This is a genomic window from Carnobacterium sp. ISL-102 (assembly GCF_018612935.1).
In the GTDB taxonomy this organism is placed as follows: domain Bacteria; phylum Bacillota; class Bacilli; order Lactobacillales; family Carnobacteriaceae; genus Carnobacterium_B; species Carnobacterium_B alterfunditum.
Map to the genome: position 1 here is coordinate 194,459 of NZ_JAGGRF010000004.1, position 16,211 is coordinate 210,669.

Below are 16,211 nucleotides of genomic sequence, written 5' to 3' on the forward strand. Positions count from 1 at the left end.
AACACGAGATATGAAATTAATCGAATTGGAAAACGTAAGTCGGTCGTTTGGTGAAGGACATAAACGAGTAGATGCATTGAAAGACACCTCTTTTTCTATAGAAGAAGGAGAATTCATTGCCATTATTGGCCCAAGTGGTTCTGGGAAAAGTACACTTTTGACGATTATCGGAGGTTTACAGATGCCTTCAAAAGGCACTGTTAAGATAAATGAAAAACCATTCAGCAACGTTATTGAAAAAAAACGAGCTGCTTTGCGTTTCAAAGAGATTGGATTTATTTTACAAGCATCCAATCTGGTTCCTTTTTTAACGGTAAAAGACCAACTAAATTTGGTGAATAAAGTTGAAAAGTCAAAAGTAGATAAAGAAAAACAAGAAAACCTACTAGATGAACTAGGCATTCTTGATTTGAAAGACAAATATCCTAGCGATTTATCAGGTGGAGAGCGTCAACGTGTAGCCATCGCTAGAGCTTTATATCATGATCCATCTGTCATTTTAGCAGATGAGCCAACAGCTAGTTTAGATTCTGAAAAGGCATTTGAAGTAGTTGAAATATTAGCACGCGAGACGAAAAGTAAGAAAAAAGCTACAATAATGGTTACTCACGATGAACGATTGATCAGTCAGTGCGATAAAGTGTATGTTATGAAGGATGGTATTTTAACATTAAGAGAATCCGACTAATCTTAGTTCAAGAAAAAAAATCAGTTGAATGGAAGGGGAGCTTTATTTGGATGAAACGATATTTGTCCGATCATTAGAAGACCAGCTGTGTTTTGAAGTATACAAAGCTTCGAACGGATTTTCAAGAATGTACGGCAGAGCGTTGAAGTCATTTGGGATAACTTTTCCTCAATACCTTGTTTTACTAGCATTATGGGATGAAGATCATATCTTCATAAAAAATATTAGTGATCGATTAGGGATGAGTATTGGAACATTGAATCCTATACTCAACCGATTGACAGCTCAAGGGTGGATCCAAAAAGTAGCCTCAGATAGTGATAAGCGAGCAGTAGTCGTCACATTAACTGAAAAAAGTCAGCAATCTAAAAAAGCTATTTCAAAAGCAATCTTAAATGAAATCATTCAGTGCGATCTAACGGACATAGGTAATGAGGCATTCAAAAGAGGTTTGAAATCGTTGAATAATGAGTTTAAAAGCTTAGAAGAAAGAAATGATGTTAAGAACTAATGATTATTCTAGCTTTTTGGTCTGACATGGGAAAATAGCGGTAACCACTATTTGGATCGAACTAAGGCTAGTTGCACTAACTCAAAATAGAAAACAGTTTTGAGTTGATCGAACTGAGGCTAGTTGCATTAACTCAAATGGAAAAGTGACTTTGAGTTGATCGAACTGAGGCTAGTTACACTAACTCAAATGAAAAATGACTTTGAGTTGATTGAACTGAGGCTAGTTGCATTTGCTAAAATAGTAATTCGCTTAACGAAATAGTGTTAAAATAACTACTAGCTCAATTGTGAGAAATAGTTGCTATTAGTGCAAAAGCAACTGGTTTAAATCTACCAGATCACTAGTTTTAAAAAGGCAATAAGAGAAATTAAAAAGACCGGTCATTCTATTCGCGTAGAATGACCGGTCTTTTTGTTGAATAGAGATGAGAGTTTAGCTGTTGACAAAAAACGGTTACGAGTGTAAACTTAAATCATTGAAACGATTACGAATGTAGTCGAAAGAAAGAAGGAATCACGATGATCAGCAAAATCAAACCCAATATTTCAGATGCTGAATGGGAGATCATGCGGGTAGTTTGGGCGAACCAAACCGTGACCAGCAAACAAATCACAGAAATAGTAAAAGAAAAAATGAATTGGAAACAAGCAACAATAAAAACATTGATCGGCCGATTAGTTGAAAAAGGAATGTTGAAAACAGAAGCTGTTGGCAATAAGTACTTATATAGTCCACTCATTTCTGAAGAAGAGAGCTTAAAGAGTAAAACCAGCGATTTCCTTGATCACTTATGTAATCGGAAAGTTGGGACAACTATTGCCGAGCTTGTTAGGGAAGCAACATTGAGCCATATGGACATTCAAATGTTAGAGGAACTTCTGCAACAAAAAAAAGCCGAAGCGGTCGATGTTGTTCCATGTAATTGTATACCGGGGCAATGCGAGTGCCAGAATCATAAACATAACGGTTAATAAAAAGGGGTGAATGGAATTGATCGAAAAAGCATTTAAAATTGAAGGTATGAGTTGTGCATCTTGTGCTCAAACCATTGAAAAAGCAATGAAAAAGATGCCAGGGGTAAAAGAAGTAAGTGTCAATTTAGCTACTGAGAAAATGCATATCAAATATAATGAAGCCAGTCTTACAGATAAAGACATCAAAGAAGCCGTAAGTCAATCTGGCTATAAGGTCGCACCAGATACCAAAAAGAAAATCTTTGTGATCGAAGGGATGACCTGTGCATCTTGTGCCCAAACAGTTGAGAAGGCTGCTGGGAAATTACCCGGCATAATGAGTGCTAACGTTAATTTAGCGACAGAAAAAATGGCTGTTCAATATGATTCAGAACAATTGGTCTTATCTGATCTTACAAATGCTGTTAAAGAAGCCGGGTATGAAGCTTATGAAGAAATTGAAACAGCCGATGCAATCGACTTAGACCGCGAAAAAAAAGCTCAGCATATAAAAGATATGTGGCAGCGGTTTTGGATATCAGCCGTGTTTACCATTCCGTTACTGTATATTTCAATGGGACATATGTTAGGAATGCCTTTGCCCGGAGTAATCGATCCTATGATGAATGCCGGATCGTTTGCTTTAATTCAATTGATTTTGACATTGCCTGTTTTAGTTTTAGGCAGAGAGTTCTTCATAGTAGGCTTTAAGGTTCTATTCAAAGGCCACCCCAATATGGATTCACTTGTTGCGTTAGGAACGAGTGCAGCCTTCTTATACAGTTTAGCTGTAACGATAGGCATATGGATAGGAAATACGGAGATAGCGATGGATCTTTATTATGAATCTGCGGCCGTTATTTTGACATTGATCACGCTTGGGAAATACTTTGAAGCTCTTTCAAAAGGAAAGACATCTGAAGCGATAAAAAAATTAATAGGATTGGCTCCTAAAAAAGCTAGAGTGATACGGAACGAACAAGAAGTCGAACTGGCCATTGATGAAGTCCAAGTAAATGACATCATCATCGTTAAACCAGGTGAAAAAATGCCGGTCGATGGGGTCGTTGTTGGAGGGATCACTTCAGTAGACGAAGCGATGCTGACTGGAGAAAGTATCCCGGTTGAAAAAACAATTGGCGATGCAATCATTGGAGCCAGTATCAATAAAAACGGAACGATTCAGTACAAAGCTACAAAAGTCGGCAAAGATACAGCATTAGCTCAGATTATTAAGCTGGTTGAAGATGCACAAGGTTCAAAAGCGCCAATTGCCAAACTAGCCGATATTATTTCTGGATACTTCGTACCAATCGTGATGGTACTGGCTGTTTTATCTGGATCGGCGTGGTATCTAGCAGGAGAATCAGGCGTGTTTGCTTTAACGATTGCTATTTCTGTATTAGTGATTGCTTGTCCATGTGCACTAGGTCTAGCGACACCGACCGCTATTATGGTCGGCACAGGTAAAGGGGCAGAGTACGGTGTTCTAATTAAAAGTGGTGGAGCATTAGAAAAAACACATAAGATCCAGACGATCATCTTTGATAAAACAGGTACAATCACGGAAGGAAAACCTGAAGTGACCGATATCCTGACTGTGAATGGAATGACGGAAGATGAATTGCTCATTCTTGCAGCATCTGCTGAAAAAGGATCTGAACATCCATTGGGAGAAGCCATCGTTCATGGAGCGGAAAAGAAAGAATTAGTACTTCTTAAAACGCACGCGTTTAATGCGATCCCAGGACACGGCATTGAGGTGACGATTGAGAATCAAACGCTCTTATTAGGCAATAAGAAATTAATGATCGACCGCGGTATTGCATTTGACGCAGTAGAAAAAACTTCTGATGCGTTGGCTGGAGAAGGTAAAACGCCAATGTATATCTCTAAAAATGGCCAACTAGCTGGCATGATCGCCGTGGCAGACACGGTGAAAGCAAGCAGCTTGAAAGCCATCGAAAAATTGCATGAGATGGGTCTAGAAGTAGCAATGATCACGGGTGATAATAAACGGACAGCTGAAGCTATTGCAAAACAGGTCGGGATCGATCGTGTTTTGAGTGAGGTATTGCCAGAAGAAAAAGCAAATGAAGTGAAAAAATTACAAGCTGAAGGAAAAACTGTTGCGATGGTTGGGGATGGAATCAATGATGCTCCAGCCTTAGCTCAAGCAGATATCGGGATCGCTATTGGATCGGGTACAGATGTTGCAATGGAATCGGCAGATATTGTGCTGATGAGAAGTGATTTGATGGATGTACCAACAGCTGTTGAATTGAGTAAAGCGACTATCAAAAATATCAAAGAAAATTTATTTTGGGCATTTGGGTACAACGTTTTAGGGATTCCAATTGCTATGGGACTGCTCCACATTTTTGGCGGTCCATTATTGAATCCGATGTTGGCTGGTGCCGCAATGAGTTTTAGTTCAGTTTCGGTACTGATCAATGCATTGCGCTTAAGAAGATTTAAACCTTCTTCTAAATAGAAGAGTTAAAAAAATATAAGAAATGGAGCGATGAAGAATGAAAAAAGAATTGACGATCGAAGGTATGAAATGTGGAGGTTGTGCTAGCACAGTAGTTGAAAAACTCCAATCTATTGAAGGTATTGAACGTGTAGTCGTTGATTTAGAAAAGAAGCAAGCTATCGTTGAAAGCCAAAATGAGATTGATGAAAAGGTGTTTATCCAAGCATTAAGCGATACAAACTATAATCTAGTTAAATAAATACCAAGAAAGGCTGGATATGTCCAGCCTCTTTTTATGCCCTAGATAAATACTTGCTAGATAAAACAAAGAAGAGTAACATATCAAGTATGTTTTAGGGGGAATGAAAATGGGAATCGATAATAAATTATTAACAGAATTTAAGAACCGATTTGATGCAGACAGCACAAATCAAGTAATTAAAGGTGCAATTGCAAAAGTAGGCATAAATGACGCTTCTCTAGATAACAACGTTTTAAGAAGGCACTCTTTTGAGTTTTCAAATGAAACAAAACGCGGAACAATGACGAATCAAAAGTCTAGTGGTCGTTGTTGGATGTTTGCGGCTTTGAATACGGCTCGAGTAGATACAATGGAGAAATTAAATATGGAAAGTTTTGAATTTTCACAAAATTATACATTGTTTTGGGATAAATTCGAGAAATCAAATTATTTCTTAGATAGTATTTTGGAAACACTCGATGAAGCTCAGGATTCGAGAATTATTTCTCATCTATTGATGGATCCAGTTCAAGATGGCGGACAATGGGATATGTTTTCAGGGTTATTAGAAAAATATGGTGCTGTTCCTAAATCAGTTATGCCAGAAACCTTTCATTCTTCTAACACAAGTAAATTAAATGAAGTACTGACATCTAAATTAAGAGAATTTGCTTGCCAACTGCGCGAAGGACATCATGCAGGATCATCACTAGATGAATCAACAGCTAAAAAAGAGAGTATGTTGTATTTTATTTACAGCGTACTGGTAAAAGCATTGGGCGAAGTTCCTGAAACGTTTGATTATTCTTATCGAACTAAAGACGGCGAGTACTGTCGCATCAAAGACATTACACCACAAGCTTTTTTTAAAGAATATGTGGGTTGGGATCTGACAAACCTAGTGAGTTTATTGAATGCACCAACAGAAGATAAACCATTTGGCAGAGCATACACGGTTAAATATTTAGGAACGGTCAAAGAAGCTAAACCAATCCAATACATCAATGTACCCATTCAAGCTTTAAAAGAGGCAGCGGTTGCTTCTATTAAAGATGATCAACCAGTTTGGTTTGGTTGTGATGTAGGCAAAATGTTAATCAAAGATGCTGGTATTATGGATGAACATAGCTATCATTATGAATTGACACTAGGTGAGGGCAGTGGTTTGACAAAAGCTCAGCGTCTAGATTATGGGGACAGTCTTTTGACACATGCAATGGTTTTTGTTGGAGTAGATTTAGATGAACAAGGCCAACCTTTAACTTGGAAAGTTGAAAATAGCTGGGGAGATAAAGTCGGTAAAAAAGGAATCTATTCTATGAGCGACAAATGGTTTGAAGAGTTCAATTACCAAATCGCTGTGGATAAAAAATATATTTCCGAGAAATGGTTAAAAGCTTTAGAGGAACCTACGATTGAATTAGAACCTTGGGACCCTATGGGTGCTTTAGCATTAGTTAAATAAATAAATAAATAAATGGATAACAAGGGCTGAAGAATTCTAAACTTCATACCCTTGTTTATTTTTCTTTTTAGAGGGTCAGAAAATACTATAATCGATACGAGAAAATAATTTAAATAAAAATTAAAATTTGATTAAAAAACAGTTAGAAATGAAAAGATGTGTTATTATAGCTTATGAAGAATTTATTGGAAAATAAATTTTGCTTTTTTTTATATGAGGAGTGGAAAAGATGAAAAGAATTAAATTGGGATTAGTAGCTAAGTTGCTGATAGCTATTGTTTTAGGTATTATTTTTGGTCAATTGGCATTTTTACCAGATTTTATTATTCAGATACCCGTTACGATTTCTGCTATATTTAGCAGTTTGTTAAAGTTTATTATCCCACTAATGATTCTTGGATTTGTCGTAATTGGGATCGCAGATTTGACACAAGGAGCAGGAAAGCTGTTAGGGATCACGACACTGATGGCATATTCGTCAACATTGATTGCTGGTATGGTTGCTTACTTTGTTGCTATAAATGTATTTCCTTTGTTTATTGATGCTAGTTTAAGTGATGCTATTTCTGGTGAACAGAAGAGTCTTGAACCGCTATTTTCCATTCCTTTAGAACCTCTATTGGATGTCACTTCTGCCATCGTATTTTCTTTTATGTTTGGTATTTGTATTTCTTGGTTAAAGGGACAAGGTAAAGGGGAAACGATGTACAACTTTTTTAGCGAATTCAATTTGATTATCGTTAAGTTGCTTAGTTCGCTGATTATTCCTGGATTACCGATTTTTATATTTGGTAATTTTGTAAACTTAAGCTATGCAGGAAGTGTATTCTCAATTCTTTCAATTTTTTGGAAAGTATTTATTATTATTATCAGCTTGCAACTGATACTTGTAACACTCTTTTTTGTTATTGCAGGAGTCTATACAAAGAAAAATCCGTTAATTTTGATGAAAAACCAGATTCCAGGTTATATAACAGCTGTTGGAACGCAATCTTCGGCAGCTACTATTCCAGTGAATTTAGAGATTGCTAAAAAGAATGGCGTATCGATTCAAATACGTGAATTTATTATCCCATTGGCTGCGACGATCCATCTACTTGGAAGTATCGTAACGGTGACTTCATGTGTGACAGCGGTACTTCTAATGTACAATATGCCCGCACAGTTCGGTATGATGGCAGGTTTTATCGCTATGTTAGGTGTAGCAATGGTAGCAGCACCTGGAGCACCAGGTGGAGCAATCATGAGCGCATTACCTTTCATGACGATGGTTGGCATAGATCCTACGGGTACGCTAGGGAACCTTTTGATCACACTTTATTTGACACAAGATAGTTTTGGAACAGCAGCGAATGTTTCAGGAGATAATGCCATTGCGGTCATCATGGATAAAATTTATCATAAACATATTTTAAAAGAACCGATTGAATAGAACCAAAAAAGTAGACGTTTGAGCTTATAATGAGCAAAAACGTCTTTTTTTTGAAAAATTAATAGGTAATGTTCGTCATTAGATTGAATCATACAGGAAAAATGGTAATATACAGTTAAGCAGAAAGAATTTAAAACAAGTCGGAGGGATACCATTGGAATTTAAAAAAGACGTACAGATCGCACAAGAAGCTGAAATGGAATCGATAGTAGGGATAGCTGAAAAGTTAGGGATCGATAGTGATGCTATTGAACAATATGGAAAATACAAAGCTAAAATAGATGAAATAGAAATTGCTGACTTGGCTACTAGAAAAGAAGGGAAATTGATCCTAGTGACGGCTATTACGCCTACACCAGCTGGAGAAGGTAAAACAACTACAGTAGTGGGATTAGGAGATGGTCTTCAAAAAATAGGCAAGAAAGCAGCGATTGCCTTAAGAGAACCTTCATTAGGACCAGTATTTGGCATGAAGGGCGGTGCAGCTGGAGGCGGCTATGCTCAAGTTGTGCCGATGGAAGATTTGAATCTGCATTTCACAGGTGATTTTCATGCGATCGGTGCAGCTAACAATTTATTAGCTGCTATGCTGGATAATCATATCCATCACGGAAATTCGCTAGCAATCGATACACGCAGCATTACGTGGAAACGGGTAGTGGATATGAATGATCGGCAATTACGGTTTATTGTTGATGGCTTAAACGGCAAAACAAATGGTGTCCCACGCGAAGATGGATTTACTATTACTGTGGCTTCTGAAATTATGGCTATCTTATGCCTGTCCATGAATATGGAAGAAATGAAGGCAAAGTTAAAAGCCATTATTGTAGGGTATACTTTGACTGGACAACCGGTTACAGCTGGAGACTTAAAAGCACACGGGGCCATGGCTGTATTATTAAAAGATGCCTTGAAGCCAAATATCGTTCAGACATTGGAGCATACACCGGCTTTTGTGCATGGTGGGCCATTTGCTAATATCGCGCATGGGTGCAACAGCATCAAAGCAACAAGGTTGGCACTGAAATACGCTGATTATGTAGTAACAGAAGCAGGTTTTGGAGCTGACTTAGGAGCAGAAAAATTCATGGATATCAAATGCCGTTTATCAGGGATTGCACCAGCAGCAGTTGTTGTTGTAGCAACGGTTAGAGCTTTGAAAATGCATGGCGGGATGGCTAAAAAAGAATTGGTGACAGAAAATCTTTCAGCACTTGAAGCAGGGTTGCCGAATTTAATGAAGCACATTGAAAATATGCAAACGGTATTTGGTATGCCGACTGTTGTAGCCATCAATAAATTTCCGACAGATACCGCTGAAGAATTAGCTTTAGTAGAAGAAAAGTGTCAAGCACTTGGTGTCAATGTTGTTTTATCAGATGTCTGGGAAAACGGCGGTAATGGTGGTCAAGATTTAGCTAGAGCAGTTGTGGAGCTGGCGAATCAAGAAAGTACCTTGACATATGCTTATGAATTAGAGGATGCGTTAGTCGATAAGATGACTAAGGTCGTTCAAAAAGTATATGGCGGTGAAGGAATCACGTTAGCTCCTGGAGTGAAAAAAGAAATCAACCGTTTAGAGGCTCTTGGATTTGGAAATCTGCCTATTTGTATGGCAAAAACGCAATATTCTTTTTCAGATGATAAGAATAAATTAGGGCGTCCAAAAGATTTTACCGTTACGATAAAAAAAGTGACTGTTTCTGCCGGAGCAGGTTTTATCGTTGTTTTAACGGGGGACATCATGACGATGCCAGGGTTGCCTAAAGTGCCAGCGGCTGAATCAATCGATATTATGGCTGATGGCAGAGTCACCGGATTATTTTAATTCCTCTTCACCCAAGATACTGGTCAGCTGTTAGGAAAAAAAACTTAGTTTTAATTAACGCTTACCAAAAAATAAGTTAGTCTTATACATTACCAAATCAATAAAATATAGGAATAGGAAGAGGCAATCAATGACAGAAAAAGAAGACAAGCAAGTTTTGCGTCAGAAGATGATTTCTTTCTTGAAAAAAATCTCTTTAGAAGAAAAAGCAGTTATTGAAAAAAAGTTAGAGAAAAATATATTTGATTCACAAGAATGGAAAGCAGCTGAACGTGTCGGGGTGACGCTCTCTCAAGGATTTGAATGGAATACGCTGGGTATTATTGAACGAGCATGGCGAGAAGGCAAAAAGGTTTGTGCTCCAAAGTGTATCCCACAGCATAAAGCGATGGTTTTTTATGACTTTACGAAATTGGAGCAATTAGAAAAGGGATTCCATCATCTCATTGAGCCTAAACCTCATGAGACAAAAGAAGTGAATAAAACAGATATCGATTTAGTTTTAGTCCCTGGTCTGATTTTTGATAGGACAGGGTATCGAATCGGTTTTGGTGGAGGGTATTATGATCGCTTTTTAAAAGACTTCCCCAATCAGACGATGGCACTGATTTATTCAAAACAAGTACTATCAGGACTTCCAATCGAATCTTTTGACATACCTGTTCAAAAAATAATTACTGAAATAAATTCTTAATAAAAATAAACGGCTGTATAATTTTAAGTGTAGATAAATTAATTAAATGACACACCCAAAATTTGTGGCGGAATAGGGGTTGCTTGTAGCCTGAAATGAAGCACTGTGGGCAAATAACGCCCAAGTGTATCATGTTTGTAAGCTGCTAAAGCAGCAACAATCATGACAACTTTCTTTTAGGCTTCAGGCGTTCCCTTGGCTCTCCACAAGCAAAGCCGTATATTCCAGAAGAAATTTTAGCTTGAAGCATCCACACTATTTTACCTAGAGCTAAATAAACCAAGCAGACTAAGGAAAAAAGTCTGCTTGGTTTATTCGTTGCGGTGTCATTTTACTTTGCTAAATCGACTCCTAAATAAGTATCAAACAACTCATATATTTTTGGTTGTTGTTTTTTTAATGAAATAGGCCGATTATTCTTATCTAAGAAGCAATGTTTGCTTTCGCCGGTCGTTCGTAATTCGCCAGTTGTTTTATCCAATATTTGATAAGAGATAGTCAAGCGGATACCATTAAATACTTCAATTTTAGGAATAATATAAACGTGATCATTGAAATAGACCATTGATTTATAGGTACAGGTAATAGCTAGAACGGGGACGATGATCCCAATTTTTTCCATTTGATCATAGCCAAAACCCATTTGATCTAACAAATTAGTTCTTGATTCTTCAAACCAGCGGATATAATTTGAGTGATGAATGATCCCCATTTGGTCGGTTTCATAATATTGTGCTTGGTGTTCATATAACGCGAAATTTCTTTCCATATTTATGCCTCATTCCTATCTACTGTTTAATCATAGGATAGCATAAGTAAGAAGATTTTTTAAACAACCTTTTTTAACGCGCAACTGAATAGAATAAAAATAGATCGATCTCATTTTCTTTACTTAGTGTTTTCATTGAATTATTCGTAGTATACTTATTGGAAAGCTGAAATTAAAAAAAGTATAAGTAGGTATATTTAAATAAATGTTACAAAGGAGAATAGCGATGCGCTTATTACACACAGCAGACTGGCATATTGGGAAAATTGTCAATGAAATGTCGATGTTGGAAGACCAAGAATATTTTCTTGATCAACTCATTGAAAAATTGAAAACGGTAGAAATAGATGCACTGATCATGGCAGGTGATTTATATGACCGTGCTATGCCTTCTAAAGGAGCAGTTGCCTTAGCTAACAAGGTATTGACTAGGATCGTTCAGGAAGTCAAAGTACCTGTTTTGGTTATAGCTGGAAATCATGATAGCAATGAACGTGTAGAGTATGGAGCAGATCTGTTAGCAACCAGTCAGTTGTATATTGAAGGAACGGTAAAAGAAGTGACGCGAAAAGCAACTATCAAAGGAGTCAACTTTTATTTATTGCCGTTTGCGGACTATGCCTATATTAGAGAACTGCTGCAGGATGAGACGATCAAAAGCTTAGAAGATGCTGCTAGAGTACAAATCGAAATGATAAAAAAAGAAATGGACACAGCGGAAATCAATGTTTTGATCGCTCATGGATATGTTATTAATTTGAGTAATGATACATCTGAAACAACTGAATCAGAAAGACCGCTCAGTATTGGAACGGCTGAATATGTGAGTGTGGAGTTATTTGAAGATTTTGATTATGTCGCTTTAGGGCATTTGCATAAAGCTCAAAAGGTAAAACACGACCGGATACGCTACAGCGGCTCAATATTAAAGTATTCTAAATCAGAAGCTGTGCATAAAAAACAAGTATCATTAGTGACGTTAGAAAAGAATCATGTTGTTATCGAACCGATATATATCGAGCCAAAACGAGATATGCGGGTCATAAAAGGCTTGTTTGATAAGATAATGGGACAACAATCAGATGATTATGTCTTTTTTGAACTACTAGATGAAAATTTTGTTATGGATGCAATGAATCAATTGCGACGACGCTATCCAAACGCAATGGGCTTGGAATACGCAGCTAAGAAAGAACGAGCAGAAAGTATATCAGCCATCCATCAAGCACAGTTAGAAAAATTATCCGTTCAAGATATTTTTGCGGATTTCTATGCTTACTACAAAGAAAAAGAGTTAACGGTCGAGCGTAAAGACATTATTGACACTATGTTGCATCAAATGGAAAGAGGCGAATAAGATGAGACCATTAAAATTAGTTATGAATGCTTTTGGTCCCTATAAAGAAAAAGTCGTAATCGATTTCACTCAATTTCATCACCAAACACTTTTTTTAGTGAGTGGACCAACAGGAGCAGGAAAAACCACCATTTTTGATGCTATTGCCTACGCTCTATATGACGATGCAAGTGGAACAAGTCGAGGAAAAGATTCCTTTAAATCACAATTTGTTTCAGATGATGTATTGTGTTTCGTAGAGTTAGAATTTGAATTAGCTGGAAAAAAATATTTTATAAAAAGAATTCCGGAACAAAAAGGCCCAGGAAAAAATGGAAAGTTGAAAAAGTGGTCATCAGAAGTTGAATTTCATCATAATGGAACAGTGACCACTAAAATCAAAGAAGCTAATAAAGAGATACAGGAATTGCTTTCGTTGTCATATGAACAATTCAAACAAATCGTCATGCTGCCCCAAGGCGAGTTTAAAAAAATGTTGGAATCCAATAGTGCGGATAAAGAAAAGATTTTTCGGAATATTTTTCAAACGGATACGATCAAAGAACTTCAATCGTTATTAAAAGATAAAGCTAGCAGTTTAAAACAAGGAATAGATCAGAATGAAAGTACCTTACAACAATTTGTTGGCATGATCACTAAGGGCGTTAATGAAACATTAGAAGAAGCAATCCGTTTATTTGATATTCCGGTAATCATAACAGAATTGAGCCATTTAGTAGAAAGTCATCAAGAAAAGATCCATTTACTTGAAAAAGAGTTGATTGCACTAGATGAAACGTACCATAATAATCAACGGAAAATCGATTTGATAGCAGCTTTAGCTGTCCTTGAAAAAGAAAAAGAATCATTAGAAGCCAACAAAGAGCTGATCGAAACGAAACGTTCGGGCGTATCTTTAGCAAAAAAAGCTGAAGAGTGTTTTGAAATAAAACAACAAGTAGAGAACATTTCCAATGAAAAAAGAGCCATTCAACAAGAGCTGATCAAAGAACAAAAGCAGTTAGCTGAAACGTCAGAGCGCTTACTAGAAACAGAGGAAAACTATCATGTACTACAATCAGCACACAGAGAATTGCCGAAGAAGCGAGAAGTTTTAGCGGATTTGAAAGAGCAAGAAAAACAACTTTGCGAACGAGCAGCTAAAGAAGAAGCTCGAACTGAGTTAGTGAAAGAGAATCAGAATAATCAACAAGTGAGCCAAGAGTTGAACAAGCAATTGATCGCTGATGGAGCGCAGTTAAAAAAACAAGAGCATGAACTGAAAGAAATCCAGCAAGCTAAAACAAGTATTATGGAGAAACAACGCGAGGTAGGCAGTCTGCAACAAGAACAACATCAAACTAAAAAACAGCAAGAAGCGCTGATCGAGTTCAGCAAATATTTAGCCAAAAAAGACGCTAAGCAGGAAGAATTTCAAGAAATAGAAAATAAGTACACTCAAATAGAAAGTCACTACCAAGAGCAACGATTGACTTATAACCGAAATATAGCTGGAATGCTAGCTAGTGACTTGAAAGAAGAGCAAGAATGCCCTGTTTGTGGATCGCTGCATCATCCTGCTCCTGCAAAATTAGGTCGGAACTCGGTATCAAAAGAGGCTTTAGAAGAATCAGAAGCGCAAAAAAATGAAATAGGTAAACTGTTTGACCGAATCTCGATTGAATTGAAAGGATTAAGCGAAGCCATTCAATCAAGTGAAAAGCAGTTGGCCATTCAACAAAGTGAGGTACCTGCTGAACTGGCTAAAATCCAACGACGATTGTCTGAGGAAGCTGAAAAGCAAGAAAAATTAACTGAAATAGTAAAAGCGTTGCAAAAAACCGTGGATAACGAGGAAACAGCAGAAAAAGAGAAACAAAAAACGGCACTTCAAGTAAGAGAAACAGAATCGGAAATCCAACTGCTAAAAGCTGCTGTCGAGCATAATGCAAAGCGTATCGATGAATTAAAAGGTGAAATTGACACACTGATAACTAAACTAACGGCAACTAGTCTATCTGCGATACAAGTTCAAATTGATGAAAAAACAAATGAAATTAGTCGTATTGAAGAAGGTTATAGCAAGGCACAAGAAAATAAAGTTGATTTAGAAAAATTACAAACACAGTATCAGACAAGTACAAAAGCTTTTGAAAAACAGTTGAGCACATTGATCGAGCGTGAGGTCGACAGGCAAATAGTGTTTACTGAACAGCTAGCAGCAAAGCAATTAGATGCTACATTTGAAAAATATCTGTTGGGAAAAGAAACTAAACAGCAGTTGATCGAAGAAACAGAAGCTTTTGACAAGAAAAATTGGTTAAATCAAACCAATTTTTCAGAAAAAAGAAAAGCTCTTGAAAAAGAAGGACCTGATCAACCAGTTGAAGGTTATGTAACGAAGAATCAAGAAATAGAACTGGAAAGTAAAACATTAAAAGAACAGCAACGTGAGCTGATTGGAATAGAAAAAACAAACCAATCTATTCTTTCTCAGATCCAACTGAACGACCATGCTAAAAAAGAAGAACAAGAAGAATATTTGCTGTACAAAGAATTGTCAGAGATGGCTAATGGTTCAAAAGAAACAGACTATATCTCATTTGAACGATTTGTCTTGGGGATCTATTTTGAAGAGATCATTGAGGCAGCCAATACAAGATTTACTCAAATGACCATTAATCGGTATGCTCTTATTCGAAATAAAGATAAAACAAAGGGTGCGGGTCCTAAAGGATTGGATTTAGATGTATTCGATAATTACACGGGTATGAAAAGAAGTGTCAAGACCTTATCTGGCGGGGAAAGTTTTAAAGCTTCTTTAGCACTGGCTTTAGGGTTAAGTGACGTGGTTCAAAATCGTAGCGGTGGAGTTAGCGTAGACACGTTATTTATTGATGAAGGTTTTGGGACATTGGATGCTGAGTCGATAGATAGTGCGATTGAAACCTTATTTGAATTAAATCAACGAGGTCGTTTAGTGGGTGTTATTTCGCATGTTGAAGAGCTGAAAACAAGAATACCAGTCCATATTGAAGTAACAAAATCTTCAAATGGAAGTTATGCTACGATCAAAGTCTAGCAAAATAAAAAGCAGGCAGAGAAGAAAAAACTTCTCTGCCTGCTTTTTGGCTAGGGCTTTCTCCTAGCAACTTTTTTTGTGCTTATGATAATAATAACTGTGGTTTGGTCTGTTCTTCGGAAATGCTGAACAAATATTCTTGCAATGAACCAGAATAAATAGGTGCAAAGATAGGGAGTTGGCTTAGATCCCCAGGAGTAATAAAATGAGGTTCTTTTTCAAATGCATAAATGCCACTTTCACTAAGAACAGATGCCACAAATTGCGAACAAAAGAAAGCATCTCTCCGATCAAAATCAACATTTAGGGCTAAGGTGACTAAACCAAGTAGATTATAACGATAAAGGCTTTGAGTCTCATTGTAGAAAGAGAGAAGTTCAACTAGATTTTCATAGTGTTGTTCCGATATCTCACAAGAATAGATAGTACATTGAGCTCTTAAAAAATAATGGCGAGATAGATCTTCTTCTACATAACCGCCTGAAAAAGGATTATGTGCATACTTACGGCCAAAACTATAAGGTTTTAATAAAGCAGGTTCTAGTGCAATAGAAGCATGGTTATAAGTTGCTTTGGTATATAATTTAATGGTTTTAGAAAGAATAGTATTTGTATCTGTTAACATAAGGTAAATTTTCATTATAAGACCTTCATCTCTTTACGTTTTATTTAATAAAAATCAGATAGACTCAATTTCTATTGAATTTAGGATAATTTGTAACTTTTTCAT

13 protein-coding genes are annotated in these 16,211 nt (G+C 36.9%); 11 read left to right on the plus strand and 2 right to left on the minus strand.

The genetic code is table 11. The annotated features are described in order from the left end of the window. Positions 1–10: 10 nt before the first annotated feature. The 9 genes from J7E16_RS04750 to J7E16_RS04790 all read left to right on the plus strand — a co-directional run bounded on the left by J7E16_RS04750 (position 11) and on the right by J7E16_RS04790 (position 10,294). Positions 11–688 carry an ABC transporter ATP-binding protein gene (locus tag J7E16_RS04750; protein WP_214889307.1) on the plus strand — a complete coding sequence of 226 codons (678 nt, stop codon included), beginning with the start codon at positions 11–13 and terminating at the stop codon, positions 686–688. Positions 689–734: 46 nt separating this feature from the next. Further along, the gene (locus J7E16_RS04755) at positions 735–1,199 is read left to right on the plus strand and encodes a MarR family winged helix-turn-helix transcriptional regulator (protein WP_214889310.1); all 465 of its coding nucleotides are present in this window, start codon (positions 735–737) and stop codon (positions 1,197–1,199) included. 521 nt (positions 1,200–1,720) lie between these two features. Continuing rightward, positions 1,721–2,173, plus strand: a complete 453-nt coding sequence (locus J7E16_RS04760; RefSeq protein ID WP_251006064.1) for a CopY/TcrY family copper transport repressor — start codon at positions 1,721–1,723, stop codon at positions 2,171–2,173. 19 nt (positions 2,174–2,192) lie between these two features. Then, positions 2,193–4,649 carry a heavy metal translocating P-type ATPase gene (locus tag J7E16_RS04765; protein ID WP_214889313.1) on the plus strand — a complete coding sequence of 819 codons (2,457 nt, stop codon included), beginning with the start codon at positions 2,193–2,195 and terminating at the stop codon, positions 4,647–4,649. Positions 4,650–4,686: 37 nt separating this feature from the next. Continuing rightward, positions 4,687–4,890 (plus strand): heavy-metal-associated domain-containing protein, encoded by a 204-nt coding sequence (locus J7E16_RS04770; protein ID WP_214889316.1) that lies wholly within the window; start codon positions 4,687–4,689, stop codon positions 4,888–4,890. A gap of 109 nt (positions 4,891–4,999) precedes the next feature. Then, complete coding sequence (locus tag J7E16_RS04775; RefSeq protein ID WP_214889319.1) at positions 5,000–6,337, plus strand: C1 family peptidase; 1,338 nt, start codon at positions 5,000–5,002, stop codon at positions 6,335–6,337. Positions 6,338–6,566: 229 nt separating this feature from the next. Then, positions 6,567–7,769 carry a dicarboxylate/amino acid:cation symporter gene (locus J7E16_RS04780; protein WP_214889322.1) on the plus strand — a complete coding sequence of 401 codons (1,203 nt, stop codon included), beginning with the start codon at positions 6,567–6,569 and terminating at the stop codon, positions 7,767–7,769. 154 nt (positions 7,770–7,923) lie between these two features. Continuing rightward, positions 7,924–9,600, plus strand: coding sequence for a formate--tetrahydrofolate ligase (locus J7E16_RS04785; protein WP_214889325.1), 1,677 nt, complete (start codon positions 7,924–7,926; stop codon positions 9,598–9,600). A gap of 130 nt (positions 9,601–9,730) precedes the next feature. Then, a complete protein-coding gene (locus J7E16_RS04790) occupies positions 9,731–10,294 on the plus strand; it encodes a 5-formyltetrahydrofolate cyclo-ligase (protein ID WP_214889328.1) in 564 nt (187 codons plus the stop codon). A 331-nt stretch (positions 10,295–10,625) separates the two neighbouring features. Here J7E16_RS04790 and J7E16_RS04795 read toward each other — a convergent pair whose 3' ends face one another. Further along, positions 10,626–11,063, minus strand: a complete 438-nt coding sequence (locus tag J7E16_RS04795; RefSeq protein ID WP_214889332.1) for an acyl-CoA thioesterase — start codon at positions 11,061–11,063, stop codon at positions 10,626–10,628. A 226-nt stretch (positions 11,064–11,289) separates the two neighbouring features. On the opposite strand from J7E16_RS04795, the gene J7E16_RS04800 reads away from it, so the two are divergent. Beyond that, complete coding sequence (locus J7E16_RS04800; protein WP_214889334.1) at positions 11,290–12,420, plus strand: exonuclease SbcCD subunit D; 1,131 nt, start codon at positions 11,290–11,292, stop codon at positions 12,418–12,420. A gap of 1 nt (position 12,421) precedes the next feature. After that, positions 12,422–15,481: an AAA family ATPase gene (locus J7E16_RS04805; RefSeq protein ID WP_214889338.1), complete on the plus strand. Its 3,060-nt coding sequence runs from the start codon at positions 12,422–12,424 to the stop codon at positions 15,479–15,481. Between the two features lie 82 nt (positions 15,482–15,563). Here the strand turns inward: J7E16_RS04805 and J7E16_RS04810 are convergent, their stop codons facing one another. Continuing rightward, positions 15,564–16,121 carry a hypothetical protein gene (locus J7E16_RS04810; protein ID WP_214889341.1) on the minus strand — a complete coding sequence of 186 codons (558 nt, stop codon included), beginning with the start codon at positions 16,119–16,121 and terminating at the stop codon, positions 15,564–15,566. Positions 16,122–16,211: the final 90 nt, after the last annotated feature.